We start from the raw sequence: 26,599 nt of genomic DNA, 5'->3' as shown, positions 1-26,599 counted from the left end.
AGCGCTAGCCAAGCGGGCTAACGCTCGCCGATGGCGACGGGGTCGCGGTCCGCCTCGAGCGGGTCCACGATCTCCCCCTGCGGGGTCAACGTGCCCTGTGCCAGTCGGGTCGCCCGCGCACTTCGCAGTGAGTGGGGCGGCGACGGCTCCAGGTCGGCCACCACGCGCAGGCCGGACAGGACGTCATCGGGTCGCACGGAGGGAGTGACCTGCCGCACGACAAGGTCGAGTATCGCACACGGCGCGGTCTCGACCACGCCAGGTGGCCGGGTCTGTGACCGGACAGCCGCGATGTGCACCACAGCGTCCCTGGTGTCGAAGGTGCGCCGACCCTGTTTGGTCATACGTTCGACCAAAATCTCACTCTGAGCGACGAACGCCGCCACCGCGGTAGCCAGTTGGTCGTCGCCGACACCCGGAAGCTCGATACGCCACTGCGAGGCGGTGATGCGGTCGGCCAGGCTGCCCGGTACGGCCGCCTCGACCGCCTCCAGCACGTCCAGGCCCGGCGACAGCGCCGCGTCCAGCGCCTTGGCCAGCCGCTCCGGCTCGACCCGCTCGCGCAGGCCCAGCTCCAGGTACTCGGCCTCCGAGGCCACCCCGGTGGGGGCGGCGCTGGCGTAGGAGATCTTCGGGTGCGGGGTGAACCCCTGCGAGTACCCGATCGGCACCCCGGCGCGGAGGATGGCCCGCTCCAGCGCGCGGGCGAAGTCGCGGTGTGAGGTGAACCGCAGCGGGCCACGCTTGGCGTAGCGCAGCCGCACCCGCTGCACGACCGGTGCCTGCCCGCCCTCGGGCTGGTTCTTCGGCTTTCCCACGTCAGGCTCCCGTGGGCACGCGCAGGCCGGTGTTGACCGGCGTGAGGGGCAGCAGCTTGCGGCCGGTGGGCCCGATCTGGATGTTGGTGTCCATCGACGGGCAGACGCCGCAGTCGAAACACGGGGTCCAGCGGCAGTCGTCCTGCTCGTACTCGGTCAGGGCGTCCTGCCAGTCCTGCCAGAGCCAGTCCTTGTCCAGGCCCGAGTCCAGGTGGTCCCAGGGCAGCACCTCGGCCTGTTCGCGCTCGCGGGTGGTGAACCAGTCCAGGTCCACCCCGAAGCCCGGCAGCACCTCGGCGCAGGCGTCGACCCAGCGCCGGTACGAGAAGTGCTCGGTCCAGCCGTCGAAGCGGCCGCCGTCCTCCCAGACCTTGCGGATGACCGCGCCGACGCGGCGGTCGCCCCGGGCCAGCAGGCCCTCGATCAGCGACGGCTCGCCGTCGTGATACCGGAAGCCGATGGCCCGGCCCAGCGAGCGGTCGGAGTTGATCTCCTGCTTGAGCGCGCGCAGCCGCCCGTCGATCACCTCGGGGCGCTCCATGGCGGCCCACTGGAACGGGGTGTGCGGCTTGGGCACGAACCCGCCGATCGACACGGTGCAGCGGATGTCCTTGGAGCCGGTCGCCTGGCGGCCGGACTTGATGACCTCGTGCGCCAGGCGCGCGATCTGCAGCACGTCCTCGTCGGTCTCGGTCGGCAGGCCGCACATGAAGTACAGCTTCACCTGCCGCCAGCCGTTGGAGTACGCGGTGACGACGGTGCGGATGAGGTCCTCCTCCGTCACCATCTTGTTGATCACCTTGCGGATGCGCTCCGAGCCGCCCTCGGGCGCGAACGTCAGACCGGTGCGGCGCCCGTTGCGCGACAGCTCCTGGGCCAGGTCGATGTTGAACGCGTCCACCCGGGTGCTGGGCAGCGACAACGACACGTTGGTGCCGTCGTACTGGTCGGCCAGGCCCTTGCAGATGTCGCCGATCTCGGAGTGGTCGGCGCTGGACAACGACAGCAGGCCCACCTCGTCGAAGCCGGAGAACTCCAGCCCCTCCTTCACCATCTGCCCCACGGTGGTGATCGAGCGCTCGCGCACCGGGCGGGTGATCATTCCCGCCTGGCAGAACCGGCAGCCACGGGTGCAGCCCCGGAAGATCTCCACCGCGAACCGCTCGTGCACCGTCTCGGCCAGCGGCACCAGCGGCTTCTTCGGGTACGGCCAGGCGTCGAGGTCCATGGTGGTGCGCTTGTGCACCCGGAACGGCACCCCGGCGCGGTTGGGCACCACGCGCTGGATGCGGCCGTCGGGCAGGTAGTCCACGTCGTAGAAGCGCGGCACGTACACCGACTCGGTCTTGGCCAGACGCAGCAGCAGCTCGTCCCGGCCGCCGGGGCTGCCCTCGGCCTTCCAGGCGGCCACGATGTCGGTGATCTCCAGGACCGCCTCCTCGCCGTCGCCGAGCACGGCGGCGTCGATGAAGTCGGCGATGGGCTCCGGGTTGAACGCGGCGTGCCCGCCCGCGACCACGATCGGGTGCGAGTCGTCGCGGTCGGCCGCCAGCAGCGGGATCCGCGCCAGGCTCAGCTCGGTGAGCATGTTGGTGTAGCCGAGCTCGGTGGCGAAGGACAAGCCGAACAGGTCGAAGTCGCCGACGGCGCGGTGCGAGTCGACGGTGAACTGCGGCACGTCGTGTTCGCGCATCAGTTTCTCGAGGTCGGGCCAGACCGCGTAGGTGCGCTCGGCGAGGGTGTCCTCGCGCTCGTTGAGCACCTCGTAGAGGATCTGCACGCCCTGGTTGGGCAGGCCCACCTCGTACGCGTCGGGGTAGGACAGCACCCAGCGCACCGTGGCGGACTCCCACGGTTTGACCACGGCACCCAGCTCACCGCCGACGTACTGGATCGGCTTGCTGACCAACGGCAGCAGGAGCTCAAGCTGGGGAAAGACGGAGTCGCCACGCATGGGTAACAAGGGTACGCGCTCGCCCGGGGCCGACCGACCCCGGGCGATGTGAAGCCTATTGTCCGGTTTATTCCTCAGTGGGCTGTCGCTTGGGCGCGTACTTCGCGACGTATTCCTGCCCGGTCAGCCCCTGGATGGCGGCCATCACGGTGTCGGTTATCTCACGTGCCGCGGTGCTCGCCGACTCGGCGTCGCGCCACGCGTCCACCTCGATCGGCTTGCCGAACTTGATGGTGACGTCACCGGCCCGCAGATTCGGCAGGGCCTGGCCGATGGGCTGCACCCGCTCGGTGCCGATGGTGCCCACCGGGATGATCGGCACCCCGGCGGCGAGCGCCAGCCGGGCCACGCCGGTGCGCCCCCGGTAGAGGCGGCCGTCCGGCGAGCGCGTGCCCTCCGGGTAGACGGCGACCAGGCCGCCCTCCTGGAGCACCGGAATGGCGGCGTCGAACGCGCTCAGCGCGGCCCGCCCGCCGGAGCGGTGCACCGGGATCGCGCCCAGCCCGCCCATCAGGTTGCGGAAGAACAGGCCGCTCAGGCCCGTACCGGTGAAGTAGTCCTCCTTGGCCCAGAAGGAGATGTGTCGCGGCACCGCCGAGCCGAGGAAGAACTCGTCGGCGACGGAGAGGTGGTTCCCGGCGAAGATGGCACCCCCCGTGGTGGGGATGTGCTCCTGGCCCTCGACCTTCGGCCGCCAGGCCAGCTTGACCGCGGGCGCGACAGTCCACAATCCGACCGTATAGAGCACCGGCACTTTCTGCCTCCATAGGGTATGAGCTCGCCGGCAGATGAACTTACCGTAGTCCCCTGAACAGGCCCACACCCCCGCAACGCGGCAGCCTCGCGCTCACGTTCTGGGACGCGCGAACGCGCGGGCCGGTACGGCGACACAGCGCCGCACCGGCCCGCGGGTCTGTCCAGGACTGCCGGGCTACTTCATCAGGGCGCTGAGGTCCAGCACGTCCGCGTCGGCCGGAGCCTTCAGCTCGTCGAACTTCGCGCCGAAGTCGGTGAAGTCGACCTGGCCCTCGCCGGTCGGGCCCGCCAGTCGCAGCGGGTACGGCTCACCCGTGGTGGCGACGTACAGGGTGCCCTTCGCGGCGCCCTCGGTCAGCGCGATCGCCGACACGCCGCCGATGGTCTCGACCTTGCCCTTGGTCAGGGTGCCCTCGGGCTTGAGCAGCTCGTCCACGTCGGCGATCTTGAAGAAGTCGCCGAACTCCTTGTTGTCGGCGGGCACCTTCAGCCACTTGGTGCCGACCAGCTTGGCCAGCGCCTCGCCCTGGTCGCCCATCTGCGTCTTCCAGAACGACGCGTCGGCCTTGAAGTAGGTCTGCCCGCCCACCGACAGCAGGTCGATCGCGGCGCCGTCCATCGTGATGGTGCCAACGATGTCCTTGCCCGCCACCCGGATGTCGAGCTTCAGCTTGGTCTCGGTCATCTCGCCCTTGATCCGGTACGAGCCGGCCTTGCCCAGGGCGTCCTTCGACTTGGTCAGGATCTCGGTGGCACCGAGCGCCTCGACCCCGTTGCCCGCGGGGGCGACCGAGGTGGCGGCCGACGCGGCGGGCTTCGCACCGTCCGTGTCGTTGCAGCCGGCGAGCAGCACGCCCGCCAGGGCGATCGGGACAGCGAAAAGCATCGCTCTGCGCATGTTAGGGGTTCCTCCAGACAGGGGTGACGCCCCGATTTCGGGGCGTTCGCCCGTGATGGTAGAACAGCCTCGCCAGCAGCACGAATCGAGTTACCGCAGGATGAACGGGGTGGGGCCGGTCAGCGGGCGGTCGGTGGAGCGGACGGATGCAGCAGCGTCGCGCCCAGATCCTGGCGGTGCTCCCGGTCGAAACCCGACCACAGCACCGCCGTGAGCACCAGCAGGCCGCCGAACACGACGTACAGGCCGGTGCCGCCGAAGCGGTCGAAGGCGAACCCGGTGGCCAGGATCGCCACCGCGCAGGCGACCCGTTCGACCGCGTCGATGAGTCCGTACCAGGTGCCCAGCAGCGCCATCGGCGCCCGCAGCTGCACCACCAGCGCCGCCGACCGCAGGTACACGGTGAACCCGCACCCGAACAGGACCAGCGCCGCCGCCAGCACCCACTCCGTACGGCCGAGCGTCGGCGCGATCAGGGTGCCCACCCCGGCCAGTGCCGGCGCCCAGCGCAGGCTCGTGTAGATGCCGTGCTCGCCCGCCTTCGTGACCACCAGCCCGCCGACGATCGCCCCGAGGGTCGTGAACGCCAGGAACGAACCGGCCCGCGCCGCGGACATGGCGAGCTGCTCGCGCATCAGCGGGAGCAGCGACAGGATCACCGACGACAGGGCGAGGGTCGTCAGCGTGTCGAGCACGATGAACCGTCGCCAGGCCCGGCTGCCGCTCAGCACCCTCGCCACGACGCGCCTGGAGACGGGCGGTTCCTCGGCCGCGTCGGCGGTGTCGGTGTCCGCCGCGGAGCCCGCGTCGGAGCCCGCCTCGGCCGGCGTCCGCCGGTTACGGATCAGCACGGCGAGGCAGGCGAGCAGGACCAGCGCGAGCACCTGGAACCCGGCCGCGACCAGCAGCGCCTGCGCGCCGGGAAGCAGCACGAGCACGGCGCCGGCCACCACCGGCGAGACCAGTTCGCCCGCCGACCGCACGGTGGAGCCCACGCCCTGCACCCTGACCAGGGTCGGCGCGTCGAGGATCCGTGGCAGCAGGACGAACAGCGCCATGTCACCGACCCGGTGCACCAGGTCGACGGTGGCGGCCGCCGCGACGATCACCCACAGGTGGGAGGAGAGGAAGCCCGAACCGAGCCCGATCAGCACGAACGCGCCGATCTTGGTCAGGTAGGCCAGGACCAGCGTTCGCGCCGGGCTGCCCCGGTCCAGCAGGGGCCCGGCGACGATCGAGGCGAGGACCTCGACGCCGTAACCCACGAAGTACACGAGGCCGACCGTGCCGACCATGCCGGAGAGGTCCAGGGCGAGGTTGGCGAAGGCGATGTCGTAGACGCCCTCACTCATCGCCCGGGTCAGCACCAGCGCGGCGAACAGGACGAGGAGACCGCCCAGCCAGCGCGAAGACGCGGCCACCAGGGCCGTGCGCCGGCGGGCGGACTCCTCGATCAGCGTGCTCACGTGAATGCCAACTCTCGCACCACGTTCTCCTCCACCAGGTCGCCCGGGGCGTCGAAGGTCGGCAGCGACGAGCCGGCGGGAACCGGCACGGACAGCTGGGGCAGGCGCGCGGTGCCGTGGTGCACCTCGTACTCGACGCGGTAGTGCAGTCGGCCGTCGCCGCGCAGGCGCATCAGCACCCCCGGCTCGACGGTCACCACGGCCCGGGAGTCCCGGGGGAACGACAGCACCTGGGCGGCGCCGAAGGTCGCCGAGTCGCGGCGCCGGTCGACGACTTCGAGCTCCATCTCTGGATTGTCGTACATCAGCGGCGAAAGCTTGAGGGTCAGGTTGGGGTGCGCGTTGTAGTACTCCGGCCACCGGGTACCGGCGTCGATGATCATCGTGTCGGCCAGGCCGCTGGTGACGTTGGAGGCGACCGCGTACGAATCGTCGCGGATCGACTGGTACGCCCCAACGCCGAGCCGGACCGAGGCCAGCTGGGACTCGGGCAGCTCCACCTGCTCGCGCGACAGGTCACGGTCGACGTAGACGCGTCGGCGTTCCCCGTCGACGTCGATGGTGGCCAGCATGCCCTGCTCGGTCGCGCCGCCCCGCCAGCTCATGGCGACGGCCTTGGAGACCATGAACTGTGCCGCGGTCGGCAGCTCCACGGTGTTCGCGATGACCTTCGGGCGGCTGGAGTGCATCGACTCCACCGGGTAGGTCGCGTTGTCCTGCAGCGCGTCCCACTGCGAGTCGGCCTGCGACGGAGCCAGGATCGAGTAGTCGTTGCGGGTGGTGACGCTGCCCAGGTCCTCGAACCAGTGCGCGTAGCCCGGGGGGATGCCGAGCACGCAGGAGCCGTCCACCGGCACCTTGATCTCGAACTTGCGGTCGAACTCCGGGGAGTCCTCGCGGCAGTCGTAGAGGTGCACGGTCACCGGCTCGGTGCCGGGCTCGCCGAAGAAGGAGAGCCGGTCGTACTGCCCGAGGTGCAGGGCGTAGACGTCGTACGCGAAGTGCGGGCTGTGGATCACGTAGTGGTACGGGAGGTCGTTACGAGACGTCCGCACCTGCCTCGCCCCCGGCAGTCCGCTGGCGTCGTCCGACGTCAGGGATTTCGTCATGATCAGGTGCGGTTTCGGGAATGACATGTCCGTCCATCCTTCCTCGGCTGGGGGGAGCGGGGGGCGCCCGGGACTGGTCCCGGGCGCTCCCTCGTGGTTCAGAGCGCGGTGACGCTCACGCCGTCCGGCAGCGCCGCCTTGAACTCGTCGAGGTCGGCGAACGAGCGGTTGCTGATCTCGGCCTCGACGTCAGCCGACAGCATCTTCATCTGGATCTTGCCGAGGATGCTGCGGAAGTACTCCGGGGTCTCGAAGTACGGCTCCAGCGCCGACCGCAGGTTGGTCAGCGCGGCGCGGGCGTCCGCGTCGGTGACGTCGTCGATCATGGTCTCGAGGTCCTGCTTCCAGCTGGTGACCTCAGTCGCGGTGATGGACATGGCGGACTTCCTTTCGGTGGGGGGTGGTGGACATGGCGGACGCCTCCATGCGTGCCACGGCATGCAGGGCCGCCCCAGGCAGGTAGCGATCGCTTTCCTGCGCGGGTCTACTGGGACCGGGGTGGGCGGCGTCGCTGGTCTCGACGTCACGACCGAGCGGGTGCTCCAGACTCGACGCGTCGACGTCGAGGAGCTCCATTTCGGACCTGAGCCAGACCCGGCCGCTGCCGGTCATGCGATACCAGGTGCCGGGGGGCACGGTCACCGCGATGGTGGGGTCCCCCAGCGCGATGACGCGGTGTTCACCGGTCGCGCTGATGATCTCGATCCGGGCGTCGGCGCTGCCGGTCAGCCAGGTGAGCAGGCGCCGCGAGTAGAGGTGTCGGGTGAACTGACCGTCATGGCAGTCCAGACAGAGCTCCAGCACGTCCGACGTGCAGCTGTCGGTCGAGGGCACCACGGTGAACGACTCGGGGCCGGTCAGCACGAAGTTGTTGCGCCGCACCGGCCCGCCGGGCTCCGGCTCGACCTCGGCCGCGCGCCAGTGCGGGCGGATCGTCACGTAGGTGGTCTCGCCGGCGATGTTGGCGCGGTAGCGGCCCCCGTACGCGCCCCGGACGGCGGAGTTGGTGGCCTGCGACATCCGCGACATCAGCAGGTGCGCCGACACCGGCAGGCGGTGGCGGTTCACCTGCACCACGGGCGCCGAGGTCTCCACCCGCGAGAAGGACACGAGGTCGTTGTCGGGGTTCCAGTCGGGGTTGCGGTCGGCGTACCAGACCGGCTCGTCGCGGGTGACCACGCCGCCCAGCCCGTCGAGGGTGTGCGCGACGCCCATCGGGATGATGAGCACCCGGTGCGGCGACACCGCCACCTCGATGGTGATCTCCTCGCCGAGGTGCGCGGAGTGCTCGCGGCAGTCGATCAGGTGAACGCTGACCAGCTGGCCCTCACCGAAGAAGGTCAGCCGGTCGTCCTGGCCGACGTGGATGCCGTAGGTCGAGTACTCGAACGTCTTCTCGTGCGTGACGTAGTCGGTGATGCCGGGGCCCAGCGAGATGCGCGTGACCGTCACGACCCCGCCGGTGCCGTCGCCGGTCGCCACGTTGTTCGACTCCAGCCGGACACCGGGGATCGGGAACTCCAGGTCGTTGACGTCGTCAGGCACGGGGAAGGTGCCCACGTGCCGACGCTGGACGCTGCGGGCCAGCGAGCCGCGGACCCCAGAGTCAGCGATCATGGTCATGATCGATCCTCTCGTCGAAGAGATGCTGACGTACATGACTGACTGGCGACGTGTCAGCAATGCGCCGCCCGAATACGACAGGAATCGGTGAGCCCACCGCCCACCCTGCAACCGGTCTCCCTGTTGCCGCTGCACCCATTCCTGGGTGTTTCATTCCCCTAGGGAAAGCTTCCGATCAGGACGGTCCCCAGCCGGTGTCATCAGTGCTGGAACCGCCGTCAGCGCTGCTCGCCAGGGTGACCTGAGCGGTCCCACTCGGCTGCGATCCACCTGTCGCCGGCTGGCTCAACGCGCCACCGACAACGCCTATCGCCACGAGTAGTGAAACCGTCCTGGCAACATTCCGAAACATTTCACACCTCTCCGTCTTCCGCTCGGCGACATCTTTTCCGTCCCGTTTTTCGCTCCGATTCAGATTGACGGGTACCACGCAGGGATGCCAGATCGTCGATACTTCAGCAAGGTGCATGGCACGGAGATGAGGGGTGAACAATATGGATGATTTGCTAACAGAAGGGACGTCCGACCGCTTCCCAGAGCTCGATCGGATCTGCATAGCCGTCTATGAACACGTCCTGACCCGAGGAGGGCTGCCCGCCGAACTCGCCGACGTCCCCTGCGCGGGCCTGGAGTTGACCGCCGGGCAGTGCCGCTCGGCGCTACGGACCCTGATCGAGTTACGCCTGCTCAAGGCCGACCCCGACACCGGGGACCTGAGCCCGGTCAACCCGGATGTGGCCTCGGCTTCGCTGCTCGCCGAGGCCGAGGCGAGAGTCACCGCCATCGAGACGGAGATGGCGCGTCGCCGTGAGGAGATCCGGCGCACCCGCGAGCAGCTGTCCACCCTGAACGAGCTCTACGTCCGTGACCGCCTGCAACGCCACAGCAACCAGGCCATCGACCTCATCGAACACTGGGAGACCGTGCGGATCGTGCTCACCGACGCCGTCGCCCAGGCGCAGCACGAGGTGATGACCTGCCAGGTCGGCGGCGGCCGTCCCGCGAGCGTGCTCGCCGAGGCGCTGCCCCGCGACCTCGCGATGCTCAGCCGTGGGGTCAGGCTGCGTACGCTCTACCAGCACACCGCCCGGTTCCACCTGCCCACGCAGGCCTACGTCGAGGCGACCACCGCCGCCGGATCGCTGGTGCGCACGCTGGACGAGCTTCCGGGCACGCTCATCATCGTGGACCGATCGGTGGCGTTCCTGCCGGACCGCTCACCCACCCAGGGCGCGATCGTCGTACGGGAACCGTCGCTGGTGGCCTTCCTGTGCGACATCTTCGATCAGGCCTGGACCAAGGCGAGCCAGTTCGGTTCCGGTCCGGCGGCGGTGCGCGCCGTCACGGACAGCGTCGTGCGGACCATCGTCCAGCTGCTCGCCGACGGAGTGAAGGACGACGTGATCGCCCGGAGGCTGGGCATGTCGATCCGCACCTGCCGCCGACACATCGCCGACCTGATGGAGCGGCTGGGGGCGAACAGCCGTTTCCAGGCCGGGGTGCTCGCCCAGCAGGGACGGATCATCGACCAGGGACCGCCGTCCTAGCGAGGTCGAACCCCGGGCGGGTCCGAAACGGGCCCGGCCCCCGGTCACGAGCGTGACCGGGGGCCGGGATGTCACAGAACCGCGCCGAAGGCGCCGATCACGCCGCCGACGGGCGCCGGACCGACACCGTCACCTGCTCGCCGTCGCCGACCTCGCCGGTGAAGCCCGACTCGACCGCACCGAAGTCGACCTCGTCGGCGAGCGTCTCCCCCGCCACGAAGTCCCGGTGCGCGGCCACCGCGGCGACCACCTCGGCCGAGGCGGCCACGGTGACCAGGATCCGGTCGGTGATGGCCAGGTCCGCCTCGCGGCGGGCCTGCTGCACCGCCCGGACCACGTCCCGGGCCAGACCCTCGGCCTGCAGGTCGGGCGTCACGGCGGTGTCGAGCACCACCACGCCCGCGTCGCCCGGCAGTGGCGCCGAGTGCTCGGCGTCGGCCGCGACCAGCTTCAGCTCGTACTCACCCTCCTGCAGGGTGACCCCGGCGGCGACCGGGGCGCCGTCGACCAGCGACCACTCCCCCGCCTTCACCGCCTTGATCACCTGCTGCACCGAACCGCCGACACGCGGCCCGAGCACCCGCGGCACCACCGTGAGCACCTGCTCGCAGTGGCCGGTCAGGTCGTCGGACAGCACCACCTGCTTGACGTTGACCTCGTCGGCCACCAGGTCGGCGAAGTCGCGCAGGCTGGAGGCGTCCGGCGTGGCCACGGTCAGCGTGGCCAGCGGCAGCCGCACCCGCAGACCCTTGGCCTTGCGCAGTGACAGCGCCGCCGAGCACACCTCGCGCACCCGGTCCATCGTCGCGACCAGGCCGTGATCGGCCGGGAACACGGCAGCGGAAGGCCAGTCGGCCAGGTGCACCGAGCGCCCGCCGGTCAGCCCGCGCCAGATCTCCTCCGCGGTCAGCGGCGCCAGCGGCGCCACCACCCGGGCCACCGTCTCCAGCACCGTGTACAGCGTGTCGAAGGCGTCGGCGTCGGCCGCCCAGAACCGGTCCCGGCTGCGGCGCACGTACCAGTTGGTAAGCGCGTCGAGGTAGCCGCGCACGCTCGCGCACGCCGACGACAGGTCGTAGGCGTCCATCTGCGCCCCGACCGTCTCGACCAGCTCGCCGGTCTTGGCCAGGATGTATCGATCCAGCACGTTGGTCGAGTCGGTGCGGGTCCGCGCGGTGTGGCCGCCCGCGTTGGCGTACAGCGTGAAGAAGTAGTACACGTTCCACAGCGGCAGCAGCACCTGGCGCACCGAGTCGCGGATGCCCGACTCGTTGACGGCCATGTCGCCGCCGCGCAGCACCGGGGAGCTCATCAGCATCCAGCGCATCGCGTCGGCACCGTAGCGGTCGAACATCTCGTACACGTCGGGGTAGTTGCGCAGGCTCTTGGACATCTTGCGGCCGTCGGAGCCCTGCAGGATGCCGTGACTGACGCAGCTGCGGAACGCCGGGCGGTCGAACAGCGCCGTGGCCAGCACGTGCATGGTGTAGAACCAGCCACGCGTCTGCCCGATGTACTCGACGATGAAGTCGCCCGGGTAGTGGTTCTCGAACCACTCGGTGTTCTCGAACGGGTAGTGCACCTGCGCGAACGGCATCGAACCCGACTCGAACCAGCAGTCGAGCACCTCCGGTACCCGGCGCATGGTGGAACGGCCCGACGGGTCGTCCGGGTTGGGCCGGGTCAGCTCGTCGACGTACGGGCGGTGCAGGTCGGCGACCTTGACGCCGAAGTCCTCCTCCAGCTGCGCCAGCGAGCCGTACACGTCCACGCGCGGGTAGGCCGGGTCGTCGGAGACCCACACCGGGATCGGCGAGCCCCAGAACCGGTTGCGGCTGATCGACCAGTCGCGGGCGTTGGCCAGCCACTTGCCGAACGAACCGTCCTTGACATGCTCGGGGGTCCAGCTGATCTGCTGGTTGAGCTCCACCATCCGGTCCCGGAACGCGGTCACCTTCACGAACCAGCTCGACACCGCCTTGTAGACCAGCGGGGTGTCGCAGCGCCAGCAGTGCGGGTACGAGTGGGTGTAGGTCTCGTGCCGCAGCACCATGCCGCGGTCCTTCAGCTCGCGGATGACCGCCTTGTTCGTCTCGAACACCTGCTGGCCCTCGTACGGCGGCACCAGCGCGGTGAACCGCGCCCGCTCATCGACGGTCACCACGGTCGGGATCCCGGCCGCCAGACACGTGTTCTGGTCGTCCTCACCGAACGCGGGCGCCAGGTGCACCACGCCGGTGCCGTCCTCGACCGTGACGAACTCCGCGCCCAGCACCTGGAACGCGTTGTCGCCCGCGTGGTTCACCAGGAACGGGAACAGCGGCGTGTACTTCCGCCCGACCAGGTCGGCGCCCTTCACGGTGCCGGTCCGCTCGTACCCCTCCAGCTCCTTGGCGTAGTAGTCCAGCCGCGCCGCGCCCAGGAGCAGCTTCTCCCCGTCCTTCTCCAGCACGGCGTAGTCGATGTCGGGGCCGACCGCGAGCGCCAGGTTGCTCGGCAGCGTCCACGGGGTCGTCGTCCAGACGGCGACCTTCTCGCCACCGCCCGCGGCAGGATCGCCGTCCAGCTGGAACTTCACCGCCAGGGTCGGGTCCTGTCGGTCCTTGTAGACGTCGTCCATGCGGGTCTCGGTGTTCGACAGCGGGGTCTCGCACCGCCAGCAGTACGCCAGCACCCGGAAGCCCTCGTAGACCAGGCCCTTGTCGTACAGGGTCTTGAAGGCCCACATGACCGATTCCATGTAGTCCAGGTCGAGGGTCTTGTAGTCGTTGGCGAAGTCGACCCAGCGCGCCTGACGGGTGACGTAGCGCTCCCACTCGTTGGTGTAGCGCAGCACCGAGCTGCGGCAGGCATCGTTGAACTGGGCCACGCCCATGTCGAGGATCTCGGCCTTGGTGGTGATTCCCAGCTGCTTCTCCGCCTCGACCTCGGCGGGCATGCCGTGGGTGTCCCAGCCGAACCGGCGCTCGACCCGCTTGCCGCGCATTGTCTGGTAGCGCGGCACCACGTCCTTCACGTAGCCGGTGAGCAGGTGGCCGTAGTGCGGCAGGCCGTTGGCGAAGGGCGGACCGTCGTAGAAGACGAACTCGTTCGACCCGTTGGCACCGGCGTCGCGCTGCTCCACGCTCGCGGCGAAGGTCTTGTCGGCGGACCAGTAGTCCAGGACGCGCCGTTCCAGGGCGGGCAGGTCGGGGCTTGCGGACACGCCGTCGGCGGCGGCCTCGTGCAGTGGGTAGGCCATCGCGGGCTCCTCGTCACACTCGTCACTGATGCGTACTCAGTGCGAGGACGAGCCTTATGGGCCCGCGGTACCACCTCGCTTGCCCGCTCCAGGGTGCGAACGGGCCGCTCGTTCGGCTGTGACGGGCCGTACCCGTCCGGTTCTACTGAGACCCGGTCACCCGGGTCCGTTCTTCCGGAGGCTCACCGGTGATAGCCGGGTCGATGCCTGTGCGTCCAGATTACCGCCGACCCCGCCGGACCGGTCTACCGGGTTTCGGCGCGCCGCCGCTCCCGCTGAGGTGCGGGCTGCAGTCTCAGGGAAAGTGCACGAATCTTGAGCCGCATTCCCGCACTTTCCCCGAAACTGTAGTCGATCATGGGGGTCGGCGGACGCTCTCGACCCGGACCCGACGTCCAGGGCTGTTAATTCTTTGCCCCGAGCGTGCCCGAAGCACAGTTGATCATGCTGCGCCGGAATCCGACACGCCACCCGTTCATCCACTGTGTACGGCACCCCGCCAGCGCGTACGTGAGTGAGCTGAATCGCATCACAGGTGGGCTGACCGTTCGGTGAACGTGGATGCTACCCAACGGTCTAGTGACCGGACCGGCCCGAACGGCCATCATGTCCGGTGTTCGCATCCGCTGCCAAAGCAGGCCTGTGAACACATAGGACACAACGAGAGGCACGAAGTGTCAGACTCCGACTACACCACCCCCGACGAGCCGGCTTCGACGCCGAAGCCCGCCGACGAAGGCGCGGCCGACCCCAAGCCCGCCACCCCGCCACCCGCCGCCCCGGCCAGTGACAAGGACGGCGGCAAGGACAAGGACGGCAAGGACGACGACAACAACGGCGGCCGCAAGCGCTGGCTGTTGCTGCTCCTGCTGCTCCTGCTCATCCTGCTCCTGCTGCTCTGCGGCGGCTTCGCGTACATGAAGTGGTGGAAGAAGAGCGACGACCCGACTCCGGGCACCTCGCCTTCGGCCGTCGTAGCCACCACCGCCGCGGCCAGCCCGTCGCCGGCCGCGCCCTCGCCGAGCCCGAGCCCGGCCGCGCCGTCGCCCAGCCCGAGCCCGGCCGCGCCGGTGCTCGTCGCCGTGCCGAACGTGGTCGGCAAGAAGGCCGCCGACGCCGAGAAGGTCCTGGCGGCCGCGGGCTTCACCAACGTGAAGTTCGTCGGTGACGACGGCAAGGAGCTGACCCTGCTGGTCAGCTGGAAGGTCACCAAGCAGACGCCGGCGGCCGGCGAGAAGGTCGCCGCCGACACCGAGATCGTCCTGACCTGCACCTCGGTCAGCAACGGCAAGGGCTGACGCCTTCGCTCCACGCACACGCTTTCGGCCGCCACCGCACTCCGGTGGCGGCCGAATCCGTTCGGCGCTCAGGCGGGGATCAGCGCTCGCAAGGTCCGGGCCTCGGCGACCAGGCGACCGGAACCCGGCCGGGCCGCCACCTGCGCCAGGGCGGCGGGCAGCCGCCGCACACCGGCCGCCACCGCGCACCGGTGCGCCAGCGCCATCAGGTCGGCCGTACCCGGCCGTGCCTTAGGCATCGCGATCAGCGCGGGCAGCGCCGCCGCGACGATCTCCCACACGGCGAGGCAGGCTCCAGCCTGGGCCGCCTCGTCGAGCGCCGCAGCGACCCGGTTGAGTTTCATCGCCCCGGCCGCGCCCAGGCGCCCGATCTCGGCACCGACCAGGCCGAAGTCCACCGCGCCGGTGGCGGCAAAGCCGAGCAGCCCGTCCACGGCCGCGATCCGGTCGGCGGCCGCACGGGCGCCCAGCGTGTACGCCAGCGCCAGGTGCACCGCCGGACCCGCCGGACCGTCGCACTCGGCCAGTAGCGGCAGCAGCAGCGCCCCGCCCACGCTGTCGGAGTCGGCGAGCGCCGCCAGCCCCGGCAGGGCCCACGCCGCCACGACCTCCGGATGCGACGGCAGCGCCGCCGCCCACAGCTGCGGTTCGAGGACCGCGTCCGGAGCCCAGGACGACCGGTCGTGGCGGACCAGTGTGAACAGCTGTCGCAACAGCGGCGAGACGCCCTCCGGCGGCTTGAGGGCCACCACCTGCCGCAGGTCGGGCGCCTGCGGCCAGGGGCCTTCCCGCGGGTCGGCGTGCTGCTCGCGCCGCAGCGGCACCGGGTCGGGGACAGGCGCGGCGAGCCAGGCCGCCAGGCGCCGCCCAGCGGGCGACGACAGGATGGCGGCCGCCGCGACGACCTCGGGATCGACCGTGCGGGGCAGCCGCAGCAGCGCCTGCTCCAGGTCGACCGACCACGGTTGCCAGCCTTCCCGTTCGGCCTGCTGGAGCCGGGCCAGCAGCGCCTGCGGCGCCACCGCGCCGTTACTGTGCGTGGGAGTGGCCATGAGCAGCGGCACCGGGCGCCGGATGAGCTGCGCCGACACCTCCGCCAGCCGCACCGCGTACAGGCCGGCCGGGGAGCTGTCGCGGCCGCGCAGCAGGCGCAGCGGCATGCCCTGCACCGCGTCCTCGGAGCGGAAGACGTCGAGCATCTGCCGCCAGCGGTCGCTGCGGCCCCGGGCCAGCACCGCGCTGAGCAGCGCCTCGTGCAGTTGCTCGCCGAAGGCCGACCACCAGGTCCGCTCGCTGTCGACCTGCGCGCTGATCGCCTTGATCAGCGCCTCGTGGTCACGGGTGCGCCAGGCGACCAGCCCGGCCAGGAAACGCTCCAGGACCGCGAGCGACCGGTCCCCGGCGCGGATCGCGGCCAGGTCCTCGGCCACCTCGTACACGGAGCCGGCGGCCAGGTCGATCGGGACCGGCTCCGGCCTGGGCAGCGGCAGCGCCTCCGGCAGCGCGGGTGCGGCGGCCGGGGCGTCGACGAGCGCCAGCAGCCGAGCCGCCAGCTCGGGACGCGCCTTCGCCGCCCGCCGCAGCCAGAGGGTCTGCGTCTTCACCAGGCCTTTCTCCGGCCGCGCCAGCGCCGTCTGACAGATCTCCACCAGGGTGTACGGGTCCAGCAGCCCCGCCTCGTCGGCCGCCCGCAGCATCCGCTGCGCCAGGCCCGCCAGCGGCGACGTGCCCGTCTCCAGCAGCCGACGGTAGTCGGCGACCGCGTTCGCCGCCTCGGCCCCGGTCGGCGCCAACTGCTCATGCATCCGCGTGTACGGCCGAAGCTCACCAGGCCTGCCACCGCGCAGCAGCCGCGTCCGGCACCCGTCGAGCAGCTGCGCCCGCACCACGGGCTCGTCGGCGGCCAGCCGCATCAGGGCGGGCAGGAACCCCGAATGCAGGTACGGGTAGTCCAGCCGCCCGGTCAGCCCGTCGTGCGCGAACAGCTGCGGCGCCAGCTCCCGCGTGTACGGACTCGCCCGCAGCGCCGCGTCCACGTCGCGCTGCCCGCGCAGGTGATCGATCCAGCCCCCGACGAATCCCTCGGTCAGCGGCGGCGCGCAGCCGCTCTCCCGCACCAGCTCCGCCACCAGCGCCCAGTCACCCCGGGGTCCGACCGACTCCTCCGCCGGCAGCCGCTCGGCCAGCACCTGGGCCAGCTCACCGAGCCACGGCACCTCGCGCAGCCGCAGCACCTCCAGCACCGGCTGCGGCGACAGCCAGTTCATCAACCAGCGCAGCTCGCCCTGGCGCAGCGCGGCGGCGGCCTTCTTCGCCGTCGAGGCCGTGGCCGCGACGGCGACCGCGCGGACCCCGGCCCGCTGCTGCGAGTACTGCCACGTCGCGGTGTGCTCGCGCAGGTACGCCGCGACCTGCTTGAACGCGGCCCGACGGTCCTGCTCCCCCGTCGCGCGGGCCCAGTCCAGGATGTCGGGCACCGACCCGTCGACCAGGGCCTGCCGCAGCCGCGGCCAGCCCGGCGCGCTCATCGCGGCACCGTCGCGTCCAGGTGCAGGCGGGTGGCCAACTGGTGGCGGCACGGCCCCCGGGTGCCCCGGTGCCGTCCCCACCACACGCAGGTGCACCCGACCGGGACGCCCCCCTCCAGCCGCACCTGGTAGACACCCTCGTTGCCGCGTACGTGGGCGACGTCGGGGCCGAGGGTGACCGCGCCCGCCGCCAGGAGCGCCTTCGCGCCGGACAGGCGCGGGTTGAGCTTCTCGGCGGCGTCGGTGCCGTAGGGCATGACGCGGTGGAAGTACGTCGTCTCGGCCACGTCGTAGCCGACCCGCCCGGCGGTGCCCAGCAGCGCCAGCGCGGCACGGACCCGCTCGGCGGGCAGGCCGGTGGCGACGGCCAGCGCGTCGACGTCGAGGGTCGGCACGGTGGCCAGCAGCTCGCCGACCTGGTCGGCGGCGTCGGCGACCGCATCGGCGGCCAGCGCCGACAGCACCGCGCCCTCACCGGAGAAGCCACGGTAGGGCTCCGGGGACAGGGTCAGCGACACCCGCAGCGTGGGCGTGGCCAGTTCCCAGACCGAGGCCAGCGCGGGGCTGCCGGGGCGGGCGGTCGGGCCGTACACGGTGAGGGTGAGCGCGTGCCGGGCCAGGCCGCGCAGCGCGGCCAGCCGCTGTGCTCCGGCCAGGCACACCGCGCCGGGCACCGGGCGCGCGGTCAGGCGCAGCGACCGCCCGGCGGGCACCGCCCACAGCACGGACCGCTCGCGCGGCAGGCGCTGCAGGAACCCGGCCGCCTCGGCGCCGGACACCACCGCGCGCGGCTCCATGCCCGAGGTCATCGCGTGCACCTGGGCGAACCCGCGCAGCCAGCGGCCGGGCAGCGGGACCTTGCGCTCCACCACGGCACCGTCCATGGTGGACACGGTCAGGTCGTGCGGGCCGACGGCCAGGTGCAGCGGGTCGCCGCCGCCGACGCGGGCCAGCGCCGCCTGCAGCGGCACGTTGACGTCGACGTTGGTGGTGCCGTGCTCGGGCCGCTCACCGTCCAGACCGGAGGGCAGCACGTCCATCCGCGCGTACACCCCGCAGCAGCCGCTGAACGACTCGAACCGCAGCATGTCCTCGCAGCCGGTGACCACCGGGTCGAGGCTCGCGGCCCGGTCCGCGGGCTGGAAGTAGCGGGCACGCGCCACCTCCGCCACGGCCAGCAGACCCTGGGCGACCGTGTGCGGGGTGGTCATGAACCCCCGGAAGAACCGCGGGTTGGCGCTCGGGCCGCCGGAGGTGCTCAGGCCGAGGCCGTCCGGGGTCAGCGCCGAGGCACCGCGGTACGCGTAGGTGGCTGTCGACATGACGGCCACCGTAGGGGCGGGTTACGACAGTTCGGGGAACCAGAGCTTGATCTCGCGCTCGGCCGACTCGGTCGAGTCGGAGGCGTGCACGAGGTTCTCGCGATTGGACAGCGACAGGTCCCCCCGGATGGTGCCCGCGGCCGCGGCCCGGCCGTCGGTCGCGCCGACCAGCGCCCGGATCACGGCGATCGCCTGGTCGCCGGAGACGATCGCGGCCACCAGCGGACCGGAGGTCATGAACGTCTTCAGCGGCGGGTAGAACGCCTTCTCCACGTGCTCGGCGTAGTGCGCGTCGGCCAGGTCGGCGTCCATGGTCCGCAGCACGAGGGCGTCGAGGTTCAGGCCCTTGCGCTCGAACCGCGTCACGATCTCGCCCACCAGGCCACGGCGTACGGCATCGGGCTTGATCAGTACGAGCGAACGTTCCGACACAGACTCCTCCTTGAACGCGACACATGTTCCGACCTGCGGCGATGCGAGGTCGGTTCACCAGCCTACCCGCCTGCACTTTCCTCGATCGACGGACCCGCCTATGGTTGCCATGAGGACACAGCGTCGCCGCGTGACGGCGGGCTGTGGGGGACGACTCGCACTGCCCAGCGCCACTTGGATAGGGGAGGCCGAGCTTGGCACGGTTGGGGCGCAAACCGGTCCGGCCGGGCAGGGTCACCATCGCGGTCTGCCTTGGCGCGCTGGGCCTGTTCGTCATCTCGATGTCGGCCGGCATGGCCAGTTGGCCGCTGGGGGCTGTCGGCGCGGCGATGCTGGTCGTGGCCGTCGCACTGCTGACCACCGCGTCGATGCGCGGCGCCGACAAGGCGTTCGTCGCGGGCACGATCCACGTGGTCAAGGTCTCCGACCCACCACACGCCGATTACGGCCGCTGCGAGATGCAGGTGCTGCTGGACGCCCCGGGCCACCCGGGCCAGACGGTCAACATGATCGACCCCAAGGTGCAGGTGCTCAAGTGGCCCGATGTGGGCGACACCCTGCCGGTCCTGGTCGCGGTCGGCGACGCCCGCCGCATCAAAATCCAGTGGGACCGGGTCGGCACGCACGGCGAGCGCTACTCCGCCGATCTGAGCGGCACCTACGTCGAGGACGACCCGCACGCCCCCACCTACGACGGCGGCTACGAGGAGCAGCACTACGTCGACCCGCACCACATCGACGACGACTACGACCCGTATGACGCCTACTACGACTTCGCCGGCCGCAGCGACGAGACATACGTCGGCTACCGCGACGACGACCCGGTCGACCTGGACGCCGTGCCGGTCTCGGCGGTGCCCGTCGAGGCGGTGCCGGTCTCGGCCATGCCGGTCGACGCCGACCGGGCCCACCGCGAGCCGCCCCGCCCGCCCACACCGGCCGCGCCGACCTCGCCCTCGGCCGGGGCGGCGCCGATCGACGGCACGCTGGAGCCGCTGTCGCGGCGCCCCAGCCCGCACCACCGGCGCGCCGACGCGGCCACGGCCGTGCTGGAGGGCGAACTCGTCGCCGACGTGCCCGCGCCGCGGCAGCCCCCGCTCGGCGACGTCAGCGCCATCGACTTCTCCGACGTGCCCGAGCCCGCCGCGCCGTCCGCGCCCGCAGCCGCCGCGCCCGCCGCGCCCGCCGCGCCCGAGCCTCCCGCCCAGCCGGAGCCGGTCCCGGCGGCCCAAACCGCCGGCGTCGACGAGCTACTGATCGCCAGCCCGCAAGCCCGTCCGGCGGTGGCCAGCTCCATCCACGGCGTCGGCATCACGCTCCTGGTCAGCGACCTGGACCGGTCCCGCGCCTTCTACCACGACCTGCTCGGCTTCTACGAGGTCGACGGCGGGCCCGGCAACCTCGTGCTCGCCTCGGGCGAGACCCGGATCGTGCTGCGCAAGGCCAACGAGCCCAGCCCCGTGAACCGCCGCCTGGTGCATCTCAACCTGGAGGTCAGCGACGTCGACGCGGTGTACGAGGAGCTCAAGGTGCGCGGCGTCAAGTTCGGCTTCGCCCCGCGCGTGGTCAACCAGGGCGAGCGGCTGGAGCTGTGGGCCGCTTCGTTCAAGGACCCCGACGGCCACGGCATCGGCATCATCGAATGGAAGGCCAAGGCGGCCTGAGTCGGGTCGGCGGAGTGTCTCGGTCAGCTCAGGATGGTGCGGCGGGTGTGCAGCACGTACACCCAGACCAGGCCGAACACCACGCCGACCGCGGCGAACGCCCAGTGCAGGAATCCGAGCGCGATCAGACCCACCTGGAACAGCGAGCCCAGCCACCAGCCCCAGCGGTGGCCCAGCGTCCCGGTGATGAGTACGGCGGCCAGCACCGCACCCAACACCACGGCCATGCTCAGGCTGCTGCCCGACGGTGACCCCAGCATCCGGATCGGCAGCAGCGCCAGCAGCAGCACCAGCGCCTCCATCACCAGCAGGCCCGCGCCCAGTCCGCGCACCGCCTTCGACGGGTTGCGCAGCCCGCTCGGCTTGCCGCCCAGGGTGAGGTGCAGCTCGCGCTCGGGCGCCTCGCCGGGCGTGTGCCCGGCCGGACCCTCCGGTGCGGCCCCCGCCGCCGCCTCGCCCGGTCTGGTCATCGGATACCCCCGTCTCGCCTGTTCACCGGCGCAGCAGCCGCCGCGCGTCGGCGACGGTCACCACCGAGCCGGTGATCAGCACCCCGACCCCGCTGATGCCGGCGTCGACGTCCTCCTCGGCCAGCGCCACCGCCGCCTCGATCGCGTCGGGCAGCTCGGTGTGCACGTGCACCCGGTCCTCGCCGAAGAACTCGCGGGCGAGCTCGCCCAACTGCTCGGCGGGCATGGCCCGGGGTGAGGAGTTGCGGGTGCAGACGATCTCGTCGGCGACCGGTTCCAGCAGCTCCAGCACGCCCGCCACGTCCTTGTCGGCGAGCATGCCGACGACGGCGACCAGGCGCCGGAACGAGAACTCGTCGCCCAGCGCGGTGACCGTGGCGGCCATGCCGTGCGGGTTGTGCGCGGCGTCGAGCAGCACCGTCGGGGCGTTGCGCACCCGCTCCAGCCGCCCCGGCGACGACGTCGTGGCGAAGCCCTCGCGGACCAGATCGATTTCGAGCTGGCGGCTCTTGCCCGCACCCAGGAACGCCTCAACCGCGGCGAGCGCCACGGCGGCGTTCTGTGCCTGGTGGGCGCCGTGCAGGGGCAGGAAGATCTCGTCGTACACCCCGCCCAGGCCCTGCAGTCGCAGCACCTGGCCGCCCAGGGCCAGGTTGCGGTCCAGCACCCCGAACTCGCTGCCCTCGCGGGCGATGGTCGCGCCGACCTCGGCACAGCGGTCCAGGATCGGCTCCAGCGCCTCCTCCGGCTGCGCGGCGCAGATCAGGGTCGAGCCCTCGTGCACGATGCCCGACTTGGCCAGCGCGATGTCCTCGACCGTGTCGCCGAGCCACTCGGTGTGGTCCAGCCCGATCGGCGTGATCACGGTGACCCCGGCGTGCAGCACGTTGGTGGCGTCCTCGGCGCCGCCGAGACCCACCTCCACCACGGCCACGTCCACGGGCGCGTCGGCGAACGTCGCGAACGCCAGCGCCGTGGTCAGGTCGAAGTACGTCAGCGGCTCGTCGCTGCGGGCGTCCAGCAGCTCGGCGACCGGCCCGACCTCCTGGTAGACCGCGGTGAAGCGCTCCTCGTCGACCGGCTCGCCGTCCAGGCTGATCCGCTCGCGGACCGTCTCCAGGTGCGGGCTGGTGTACCGGCCGGTGTGCAGCCCGTGCGCGCGCAGCAGGCTGTCGATCATCCGGGCGGTGGAGGTCTTGCCGTTGGTGCCGGTCAGGTGGATCGACGGGTACGCCCGCTGCGGGCTGCCGAGCACGTCCAGCAGCTCCTCGATGCGCCCGAGGTCGAACACCATCCGGGTGAAGCCACGCTTGTTCAGCGCGGCCTCCACCTCGGCGTACGTCGGTTCGTTCGCGCCCTCACGGGCGGATGAGCTCACAGATGTCACCCTAGCGTCGCCAGCGCCGCGTCGATGCGAGTCAGGTCGGCTTGTGCCGTCGCGAGCCGCTCGCGCAGCTTGGTGACCACCTGCTCGGGCGCCTTGGCCAGGAAGCCCTCGTTGCCCAGCTTGCCGGTAGCCTGCGCGATCTCCTTCTCGGCGGCGGCCCGGTCCTTGGTCAGGCGAGCCCGCTCGGCGGCCACGTCGATGGTGCCCCGGGTGTCCAGCGCGACGGTGACGCCGCCCGCGACCGCGACCGTGCCGGTGGCGGTGAACCCGTCACCGGGCTCCTCCAGCCGGGCCAGGAAGCGGATCAGCGGCTCGTGCGCGGCGATGCCCGCCCCGGCCAGCCCGTCCAGGCTCGCCGCGACCCGCTGGCCCGGCTTGAGACCCTGGTCGGCGCGGAACCGGCGCACCTCGGTGACGACCCGCTGCAGCGTCTCCAGCTCGGCCTCGGCCGCGTCGTCCACCAGCGCCGGGTCGGCCGACGGCCACGCCGACACCATGATCGACGCGTCGCCCTCGAGCCCGTGCAGCGCGCACCACAGCTCGTCGGTGACGAACGGGATGACCGGGTGCAGCAGCTTGAGCAGCTGGTCGAGCACGTGCCCGAGCACCCGCCGGGTCCGGTCGGCGGCGGCCGCGTCCGCGCCGGTCAGCACCGGCTTGGCCAGCTCCACGTACCAGTCGCAGACGTCGTCCCAGGCGAAGTGGAACAGGCTGTCGCAGACCTTCGCGAACTCGTACCCCTCGAAGTGCTCGTCGACCTCGGCGATGGTGTGCTGCAGCCGGGACAGGATCCACCGGTCGATCGTCGACAACTCGGTCGGCAGCGGCCCCTCGGTGTGTGCGCCGTTGAGCAGCGCGAACCGGGTCGCGTTCCAGAGCTTGTTGCAGAAGTTGCGCGAGCCCTGGCACCACTCCTCCGACACCGGCACGTCCGAGCCGGGGTTGGCGCCCCGGGCCAGCGTGAATCGGGTCGCGTCGGCGCCGAACCGGTCGATCCAGTCCAGCGGGTCGACCACGTTGCCGAAGGACTTGCTCATCTTCTTGCCGAACTGGTCGCGCACCATGCCGTGCAGGGCGACGACATCGAAAGGCTGCTTGCCGTCCATCGCGTACAGGCCGAACATCATCATCCGGGCGACCCAGAAGAACAGGATGTCGTAGCCGGTGACCAGGACGCTGGTGGGGTAGAACTTCGCCAGGTCGGCGGTCTGCTCCGGCCAGCCCAGCGTCGAGAACGGCCACAGCGCCGAGGAGAACCACGTGTCGAGCACGTCCTCGTCCTGACGCCAGCCCTCACTCGACGGCACCTGGTCATCGGGGCCCACGCAGACGACCTCGCCATCCGGGCCGTACCAGACCGGGATGCGGTGGCCCCACCACAGCTGGCGCGAGATGCACCAGTCGTGCATGTTGTCGACCCAGGCGAAGTAACGCTTGCTCAGCTCGGCGGGCTCGACCCGCACCCGGCCGTCGCGCACCGCGTCCCCGGCCGCCTTGGCCAGCGGGCCGGTGTTGACGAACCACTGCAGCGACAGCCGCGGCTCCACCGTCGTCTTGCAGCGCGAGCAGTGCCCCACCGCGTGCACGTACGGCCGCTTCTCGGCCACGATCAGGCCCAGCTCGCGCAGTGCCGCCACGACGGCGGGCCGCGCCTCGTACCGGTCCAGCCCCTGGAACGGGCCGTGCACCGTGATGATCGCCCGCTCGTCCATCATCGTGATCGAGGGCAGGTTGTGCCGCTGCCCGATCTCGAAGTCGTTCGGGTCGTGCGCCGGGGTCACCTTCACGCAGCCGGTGCCGAACGCCGGATCCACGTGCGCGTCGCCGACGATCGGGATGCGGCGGCCGGTCAGCGGCAGCTCCACCTCGGTGCCGATCAGGTGCCGGTACCGCTCGTCGTCGGGGTGCACCGCCACCGCGGTGTCGCCCAGCATCGTCTCGGCCCGGGTGGTGGCGACCACGATCTCGTCGCTGTACCGGATCGAGACGAGCTCGCCCTCGTCGTCGGTGTGCTCCACCTCGATGTCGCTCAGCGCGGTCAGGCAGCGCGGGCACCAGTTGATGATGCGCTCGGCGCGGTAGATCAGGCCGTCGTCGTACAGCCGCTTGAAGATGGTCTGCACGGCCCGCGACAGGCCCTCGTCCATGGTGAAACGCTCACGCGACCAGTCCACCGAGTCGCCCAGGCGCCGCATCTGGCCCAGGATCGCCCCGCCCGACTCCGCCTTCCACTGCCACACCTTCTCGACGAAAGCCTCGCGGCCCAGGTCGTGACGGGACAGACCGTCGGCGGCCAGACGCCGCTCCACCACGTTCTGGGTCGCGATGCCGGCGTGGTCCATGCCGGGCAGCCACAGCGCCTCGAAACCCTGCATCCGCTTGCGGCGGATCAGCGAGTCCTGAATGGTGTGATCGAGGGCGTGGCCGACGTGCAGCGAACCGGTCACGTTCGGCGGCGGGATGACGATGGCGAACGGCGGCTTGTCACTCTTGGCGTCAGCGTCGAAGTGCCCGGCCGATACCCACTGCTCGTACCGCCGCTGCTCTACGTCGCCGGGCGTGTAGGCGGCGGCGAGTTCGACAGGCTGGGATGCGCGCGCGTCGCGCGTCGGCTGGGTTTCGGTCACGCGCCAAGTCTACGAAGCTGTCGGGAGTCCACCGCTGGCAGGCCGTCGCTTGCTAGGCTCCGCGAGTCGGCGAGAGGTGGTCAGCAATGTCAGACGAGTCCACGGTACGTCCCGAAGACGGCCCTGGCACCGGCGGCTCCGCCGCCCCGGGCAGCGACGGCATCCCCGCCTACGCCCGTCCCGCCGTACGCCTGCTGCCCGGCGAGATGACCGACGAGCCCGACGACGACGCCCCGGTGCCCGGCCGTCGCCGCAAGGTCATGCTGATCACGCTCGGCGCCCTCGGCGTGGCCGCCCTGCTGTCGGTCGTATTCGTCGGCCCCACCGCACTGCGGGTGGTCCAGCAGAAGGACTCCACCCTCACCATGCCCGACCGCATCGGCGACCTGACCCGCGACGACAGCGACGCGGCCAAGGACACTGCGGGCTACCTGATGACCGCGCTCGCGGCCGACATCGACCTGGACCGCACCGCCAGCGCCATCTACAGCGACCCGGCCGGCGGCCCGTCCAAGAGCATCATGGTCTTCGGCGGCGCGGCCTCCCTGCTGCGCCCCGAGCGTGAGTTCGACACCGTCCTCGAGCTGATGGAGGACGAGACCGGCGGCGTCACCGGCCTGCAGTCGATCGACCCCGGCGACCTGGGCGGCGTGGTCAAGTGCGGCTCCGCCGACAGCCCCGAGGGCCAGCTCGCCGTATGCGGCTGGGCCGACAACGGCACCATCGCCCTGGCCCTGTTCCCCAACCGCACCCCCGCCGAAGCCACCCCCCTCATCCTCCAAATCCGCACCACCACCCTCCACCGCTAGCCTCTTTTCCCCGTCGATCATGAACTTATGGCACGGCTCGACGGTGTGTCGTGGACACAGGTTCCTGATCGAGTGGCCGGGAAACCGTTGGTAGCGTGCGGTTCGTGGAGATCGACGCCTGGATTGCGACGGCCGAACGACTCGTCGCGGAGCCGTTTCCGGCGCATCAGGAAGGCCGCGACGGCGGCGTATCGGAACCCGGGCTGCACATCGCGATGCTGGTGGAGAGTCAGGACTGCTGGGACGACGACGCGTACGACGCCATGGAGCCGACGCTTCGCGCCTTCGAAGAGATGCGCGACCGGCTGACGGAAGCGCTCACCGCGCGCTGGGGCAGCCCGGTGTTCGTGGATCTCGGCGCCGCCCTGGATCGCGCCCTGGCCGGTGAGCAATGGGGTGGGGACACGCCGTCGAACACGCCCACAAGTCCATGACCGCCCGGCGGGTCAGGTCGTGGTCGTGGTGTGTGCCCTGGAAACGCGTCAAGGCCCACCCCGGAAAGGGATGGGCCTTGAACAGCGATGTTTGTCCGGCGGCGTCCTACTCTCCCACAACGTCCCCGTTGCAGTACCATCGGCGCTGGAGGGCTTAGCTTCCGGGTTCGGAATGTTGCCGGGCGTTTCCCCTCCGCCATGGCCGCCGTAACACTA

Annotated in this window: 20 protein-coding genes and 1 rRNA gene; 5 read left to right on the top strand and 16 right to left on the bottom strand. The window is 71.0% G+C overall.

Features of this window, described 5'->3' with window-relative positions; translation table 11 throughout:
• Positions 1-17: 17 nt before the first annotated feature.
• From KUA19_RS36525 to KUA19_RS36490, 8 genes are all read right to left on the bottom strand, one after another.
• Positions 18-773, bottom strand: coding sequence for a TIGR03936 family radical SAM-associated protein (locus KUA19_RS36525; protein ID WP_217403705.1), 756 nt, complete (start codon positions 771-773; stop codon positions 18-20).
• Positions 774-819: 46 nt separating this feature from the next.
• Positions 820-2,772 (bottom strand): TIGR03960 family B12-binding radical SAM protein, encoded by a 1,953-nt coding sequence (locus KUA19_RS36520; protein WP_217403580.1) that lies wholly within the window; start codon positions 2,770-2,772, stop codon positions 820-822.
• A gap of 67 nt (positions 2,773-2,839) precedes the next feature.
• A complete protein-coding gene (locus KUA19_RS36515; protein WP_217403579.1) occupies positions 2,840-3,526 on the bottom strand; it encodes a lysophospholipid acyltransferase family protein in 687 nt (228 codons plus the stop codon).
• Positions 3,527-3,703: 177 nt separating this feature from the next.
• Positions 3,704-4,414: a hypothetical protein gene (locus KUA19_RS36510; protein ID WP_217403577.1), complete on the bottom strand. Its 711-nt coding sequence runs from the start codon at positions 4,412-4,414 to the stop codon at positions 3,704-3,706.
• Between the two features lie 131 nt (positions 4,415-4,545).
• Positions 4,546-5,892: an MFS transporter gene (locus KUA19_RS36505; protein ID WP_217403575.1), complete on the bottom strand. Its 1,347-nt coding sequence runs from the start codon at positions 5,890-5,892 to the stop codon at positions 4,546-4,548.
• Positions 5,889-7,028 (bottom strand): hypothetical protein, encoded by a 1,140-nt coding sequence (locus tag KUA19_RS36500; protein ID WP_217403573.1) that lies wholly within the window; start codon positions 7,026-7,028, stop codon positions 5,889-5,891. The genes KUA19_RS36505 and KUA19_RS36500 overlap by 4 nt, the downstream gene beginning before the upstream one ends.
• A gap of 71 nt (positions 7,029-7,099) precedes the next feature.
• Complete coding sequence (locus KUA19_RS36495; protein WP_217403571.1) at positions 7,100-7,378, bottom strand: hypothetical protein; 279 nt, start codon at positions 7,376-7,378, stop codon at positions 7,100-7,102.
• Complete coding sequence (locus KUA19_RS36490; protein ID WP_217403569.1) at positions 7,359-8,624, bottom strand: hypothetical protein; 1,266 nt, start codon at positions 8,622-8,624, stop codon at positions 7,359-7,361. The genes KUA19_RS36495 and KUA19_RS36490 overlap by 20 nt, the downstream gene beginning before the upstream one ends.
• Positions 8,625-9,118: 494 nt before the next feature.
• Between KUA19_RS36490 and KUA19_RS36485 the strand changes: the two genes are divergently transcribed.
• Positions 9,119-10,171: a helix-turn-helix domain-containing protein gene (locus tag KUA19_RS36485; protein WP_217403567.1), complete on the top strand. Its 1,053-nt coding sequence runs from the start codon at positions 9,119-9,121 to the stop codon at positions 10,169-10,171.
• A gap of 97 nt (positions 10,172-10,268) precedes the next feature.
• Here the strand turns inward: KUA19_RS36485 and ileS are convergent, their stop codons facing one another.
• The gene (gene ileS, locus KUA19_RS36480) at positions 10,269-13,412 is read right to left on the bottom strand and encodes an isoleucine--tRNA ligase (RefSeq protein WP_217403565.1); all 3,144 of its coding nucleotides are present in this window, start codon (positions 13,410-13,412) and stop codon (positions 10,269-10,271) included.
• 674 nt (positions 13,413-14,086) lie between these two features.
• On the opposite strand from ileS, the gene KUA19_RS44785 reads away from it, so the two are divergent.
• Positions 14,087-14,710: a PASTA domain-containing protein gene (locus KUA19_RS44785; RefSeq protein WP_217403563.1), complete on the top strand. Its 624-nt coding sequence runs from the start codon at positions 14,087-14,089 to the stop codon at positions 14,708-14,710.
• A 68-nt stretch (positions 14,711-14,778) separates the two neighbouring features.
• On the opposite strand, the gene KUA19_RS36470 is transcribed toward KUA19_RS44785, so the two are convergent.
• Genes KUA19_RS36470 through ndk form a run of 3 tightly spaced genes read right to left on the bottom strand, consistent with a single transcriptional unit; the run spans position 14,779 to position 18,992 of the window.
• Positions 14,779-17,238 carry a DUF7824 domain-containing protein gene (locus KUA19_RS36470; protein WP_217403561.1) on the bottom strand — a complete coding sequence of 820 codons (2,460 nt, stop codon included), beginning with the start codon at positions 17,236-17,238 and terminating at the stop codon, positions 14,779-14,781.
• Positions 17,235-18,560: an SWIM zinc finger family protein gene (locus KUA19_RS36465; protein WP_217403559.1), complete on the bottom strand. Its 1,326-nt coding sequence runs from the start codon at positions 18,558-18,560 to the stop codon at positions 17,235-17,237. Before KUA19_RS36465 ends, KUA19_RS36470 begins: the two co-directional genes overlap by 4 nt.
• Before the next feature lie 21 nt (positions 18,561-18,581).
• The gene (gene ndk / locus KUA19_RS36460) at positions 18,582-18,992 is read right to left on the bottom strand and encodes a nucleoside-diphosphate kinase (protein WP_217403557.1); all 411 of its coding nucleotides are present in this window, start codon (positions 18,990-18,992) and stop codon (positions 18,582-18,584) included.
• A gap of 194 nt (positions 18,993-19,186) precedes the next feature.
• On the opposite strand from ndk, the gene KUA19_RS36455 reads away from it, so the two are divergent.
• A complete protein-coding gene (locus tag KUA19_RS36455; RefSeq protein ID WP_217403555.1) occupies positions 19,187-20,656 on the top strand; it encodes a VOC family protein in 1,470 nt (489 codons plus the stop codon).
• A gap of 23 nt (positions 20,657-20,679) precedes the next feature.
• Here KUA19_RS36455 and KUA19_RS36450 read toward each other — a convergent pair whose 3' ends face one another.
• The 3 genes from KUA19_RS36450 to KUA19_RS36440 form a co-directional block, all read right to left on the bottom strand.
• Positions 20,680-21,126 carry a DUF4233 domain-containing protein gene (locus KUA19_RS36450; RefSeq protein ID WP_217403553.1) on the bottom strand — a complete coding sequence of 149 codons (447 nt, stop codon included), beginning with the start codon at positions 21,124-21,126 and terminating at the stop codon, positions 20,680-20,682.
• A 22-nt stretch (positions 21,127-21,148) separates the two neighbouring features.
• Positions 21,149-22,420 carry a bifunctional folylpolyglutamate synthase/dihydrofolate synthase gene (locus tag KUA19_RS36445; protein WP_217403703.1) on the bottom strand — a complete coding sequence of 424 codons (1,272 nt, stop codon included), beginning with the start codon at positions 22,418-22,420 and terminating at the stop codon, positions 21,149-21,151.
• 89 nt (positions 22,421-22,509) lie between these two features.
• Positions 22,510-25,140, bottom strand: coding sequence for a valine--tRNA ligase (locus tag KUA19_RS36440; protein ID WP_217403551.1), 2,631 nt, complete (start codon positions 25,138-25,140; stop codon positions 22,510-22,512).
• A gap of 86 nt (positions 25,141-25,226) precedes the next feature.
• On the opposite strand from KUA19_RS36440, the gene KUA19_RS36435 reads away from it, so the two are divergent.
• The gene (locus tag KUA19_RS36435) at positions 25,227-25,949 is read left to right on the top strand and encodes a hypothetical protein (protein ID WP_217403549.1); all 723 of its coding nucleotides are present in this window, start codon (positions 25,227-25,229) and stop codon (positions 25,947-25,949) included.
• 104 nt (positions 25,950-26,053) lie between these two features.
• A complete protein-coding gene (locus tag KUA19_RS36430) occupies positions 26,054-26,383 on the top strand; it encodes a hypothetical protein (protein WP_217403547.1) in 330 nt (109 codons plus the stop codon).
• 93 nt (positions 26,384-26,476) lie between these two features.
• Here KUA19_RS36430 and rrf read toward each other — a convergent pair.
• A 5S ribosomal RNA gene (gene rrf / locus KUA19_RS36425) occupies positions 26,477-26,593 on the bottom strand.
• Positions 26,594-26,599: the final 6 nt, after the last annotated feature.

This window comes from Catellatospora tritici, assembly GCF_019083965.1.
Lineage (GTDB): Bacteria > Actinomycetota > Actinomycetes > Mycobacteriales > Micromonosporaceae > Catellatospora > Catellatospora tritici.
This window is presented reverse-complemented; position numbering and strand designations above follow the sequence as displayed.

Coding starts and splice junctions, on each gene's coding strand:
- KUA19_RS36445 (WP_217403703.1), bottom strand. CDS start 22,420: ATGGTGTTCGACCTCGGGCGCATCGAGGAGCTGCTGGACGTGCTCGGC.
- KUA19_RS36510 (WP_217403577.1), bottom strand. CDS start 4,414: ATGCTTTTCGCTGTCCCGATCGCCCTGGCGGGCGTGCTGCTCGCCGGC.
- KUA19_RS36495 (WP_217403571.1), bottom strand. CDS start 7,378: ATGTCCATCACCGCGACTGAGGTCACCAGCTGGAAGCAGGACCTCGAG.
- KUA19_RS36450 (WP_217403553.1), bottom strand. CDS start 21,126: ATGACCAGACCGGGCGAGGCGGCGGCGGGGGCCGCACCGGAGGGTCCG.
- KUA19_RS36470 (WP_217403561.1), bottom strand. CDS start 17,238: ATGAGCGCGCCGGGCTGGCCGCGGCTGCGGCAGGCCCTGGTCGACGGG.
- KUA19_RS36435 (WP_217403549.1), top strand. CDS start 25,227: ATGTCAGACGAGTCCACGGTACGTCCCGAAGACGGCCCTGGCACCGGC.
- ileS (WP_217403565.1), bottom strand. CDS start 13,412: ATGGCCTACCCACTGCACGAGGCCGCCGCCGACGGCGTGTCCGCAAGC.
- KUA19_RS36465 (WP_217403559.1), bottom strand. CDS start 18,560: ATGTCGACAGCCACCTACGCGTACCGCGGTGCCTCGGCGCTGACCCCG.
- KUA19_RS36520 (WP_217403580.1), bottom strand. CDS start 2,772: ATGCGTGGCGACTCCGTCTTTCCCCAGCTTGAGCTCCTGCTGCCGTTG.
- KUA19_RS36490 (WP_217403569.1), bottom strand. CDS start 8,624: ATGACCATGATCGCTGACTCTGGGGTCCGCGGCTCGCTGGCCCGCAGC.
- KUA19_RS36485 (WP_217403567.1), top strand. CDS start 9,119: ATGGATGATTTGCTAACAGAAGGGACGTCCGACCGCTTCCCAGAGCTC.
- KUA19_RS36500 (WP_217403573.1), bottom strand. CDS start 7,028: ATGTCATTCCCGAAACCGCACCTGATCATGACGAAATCCCTGACGTCG.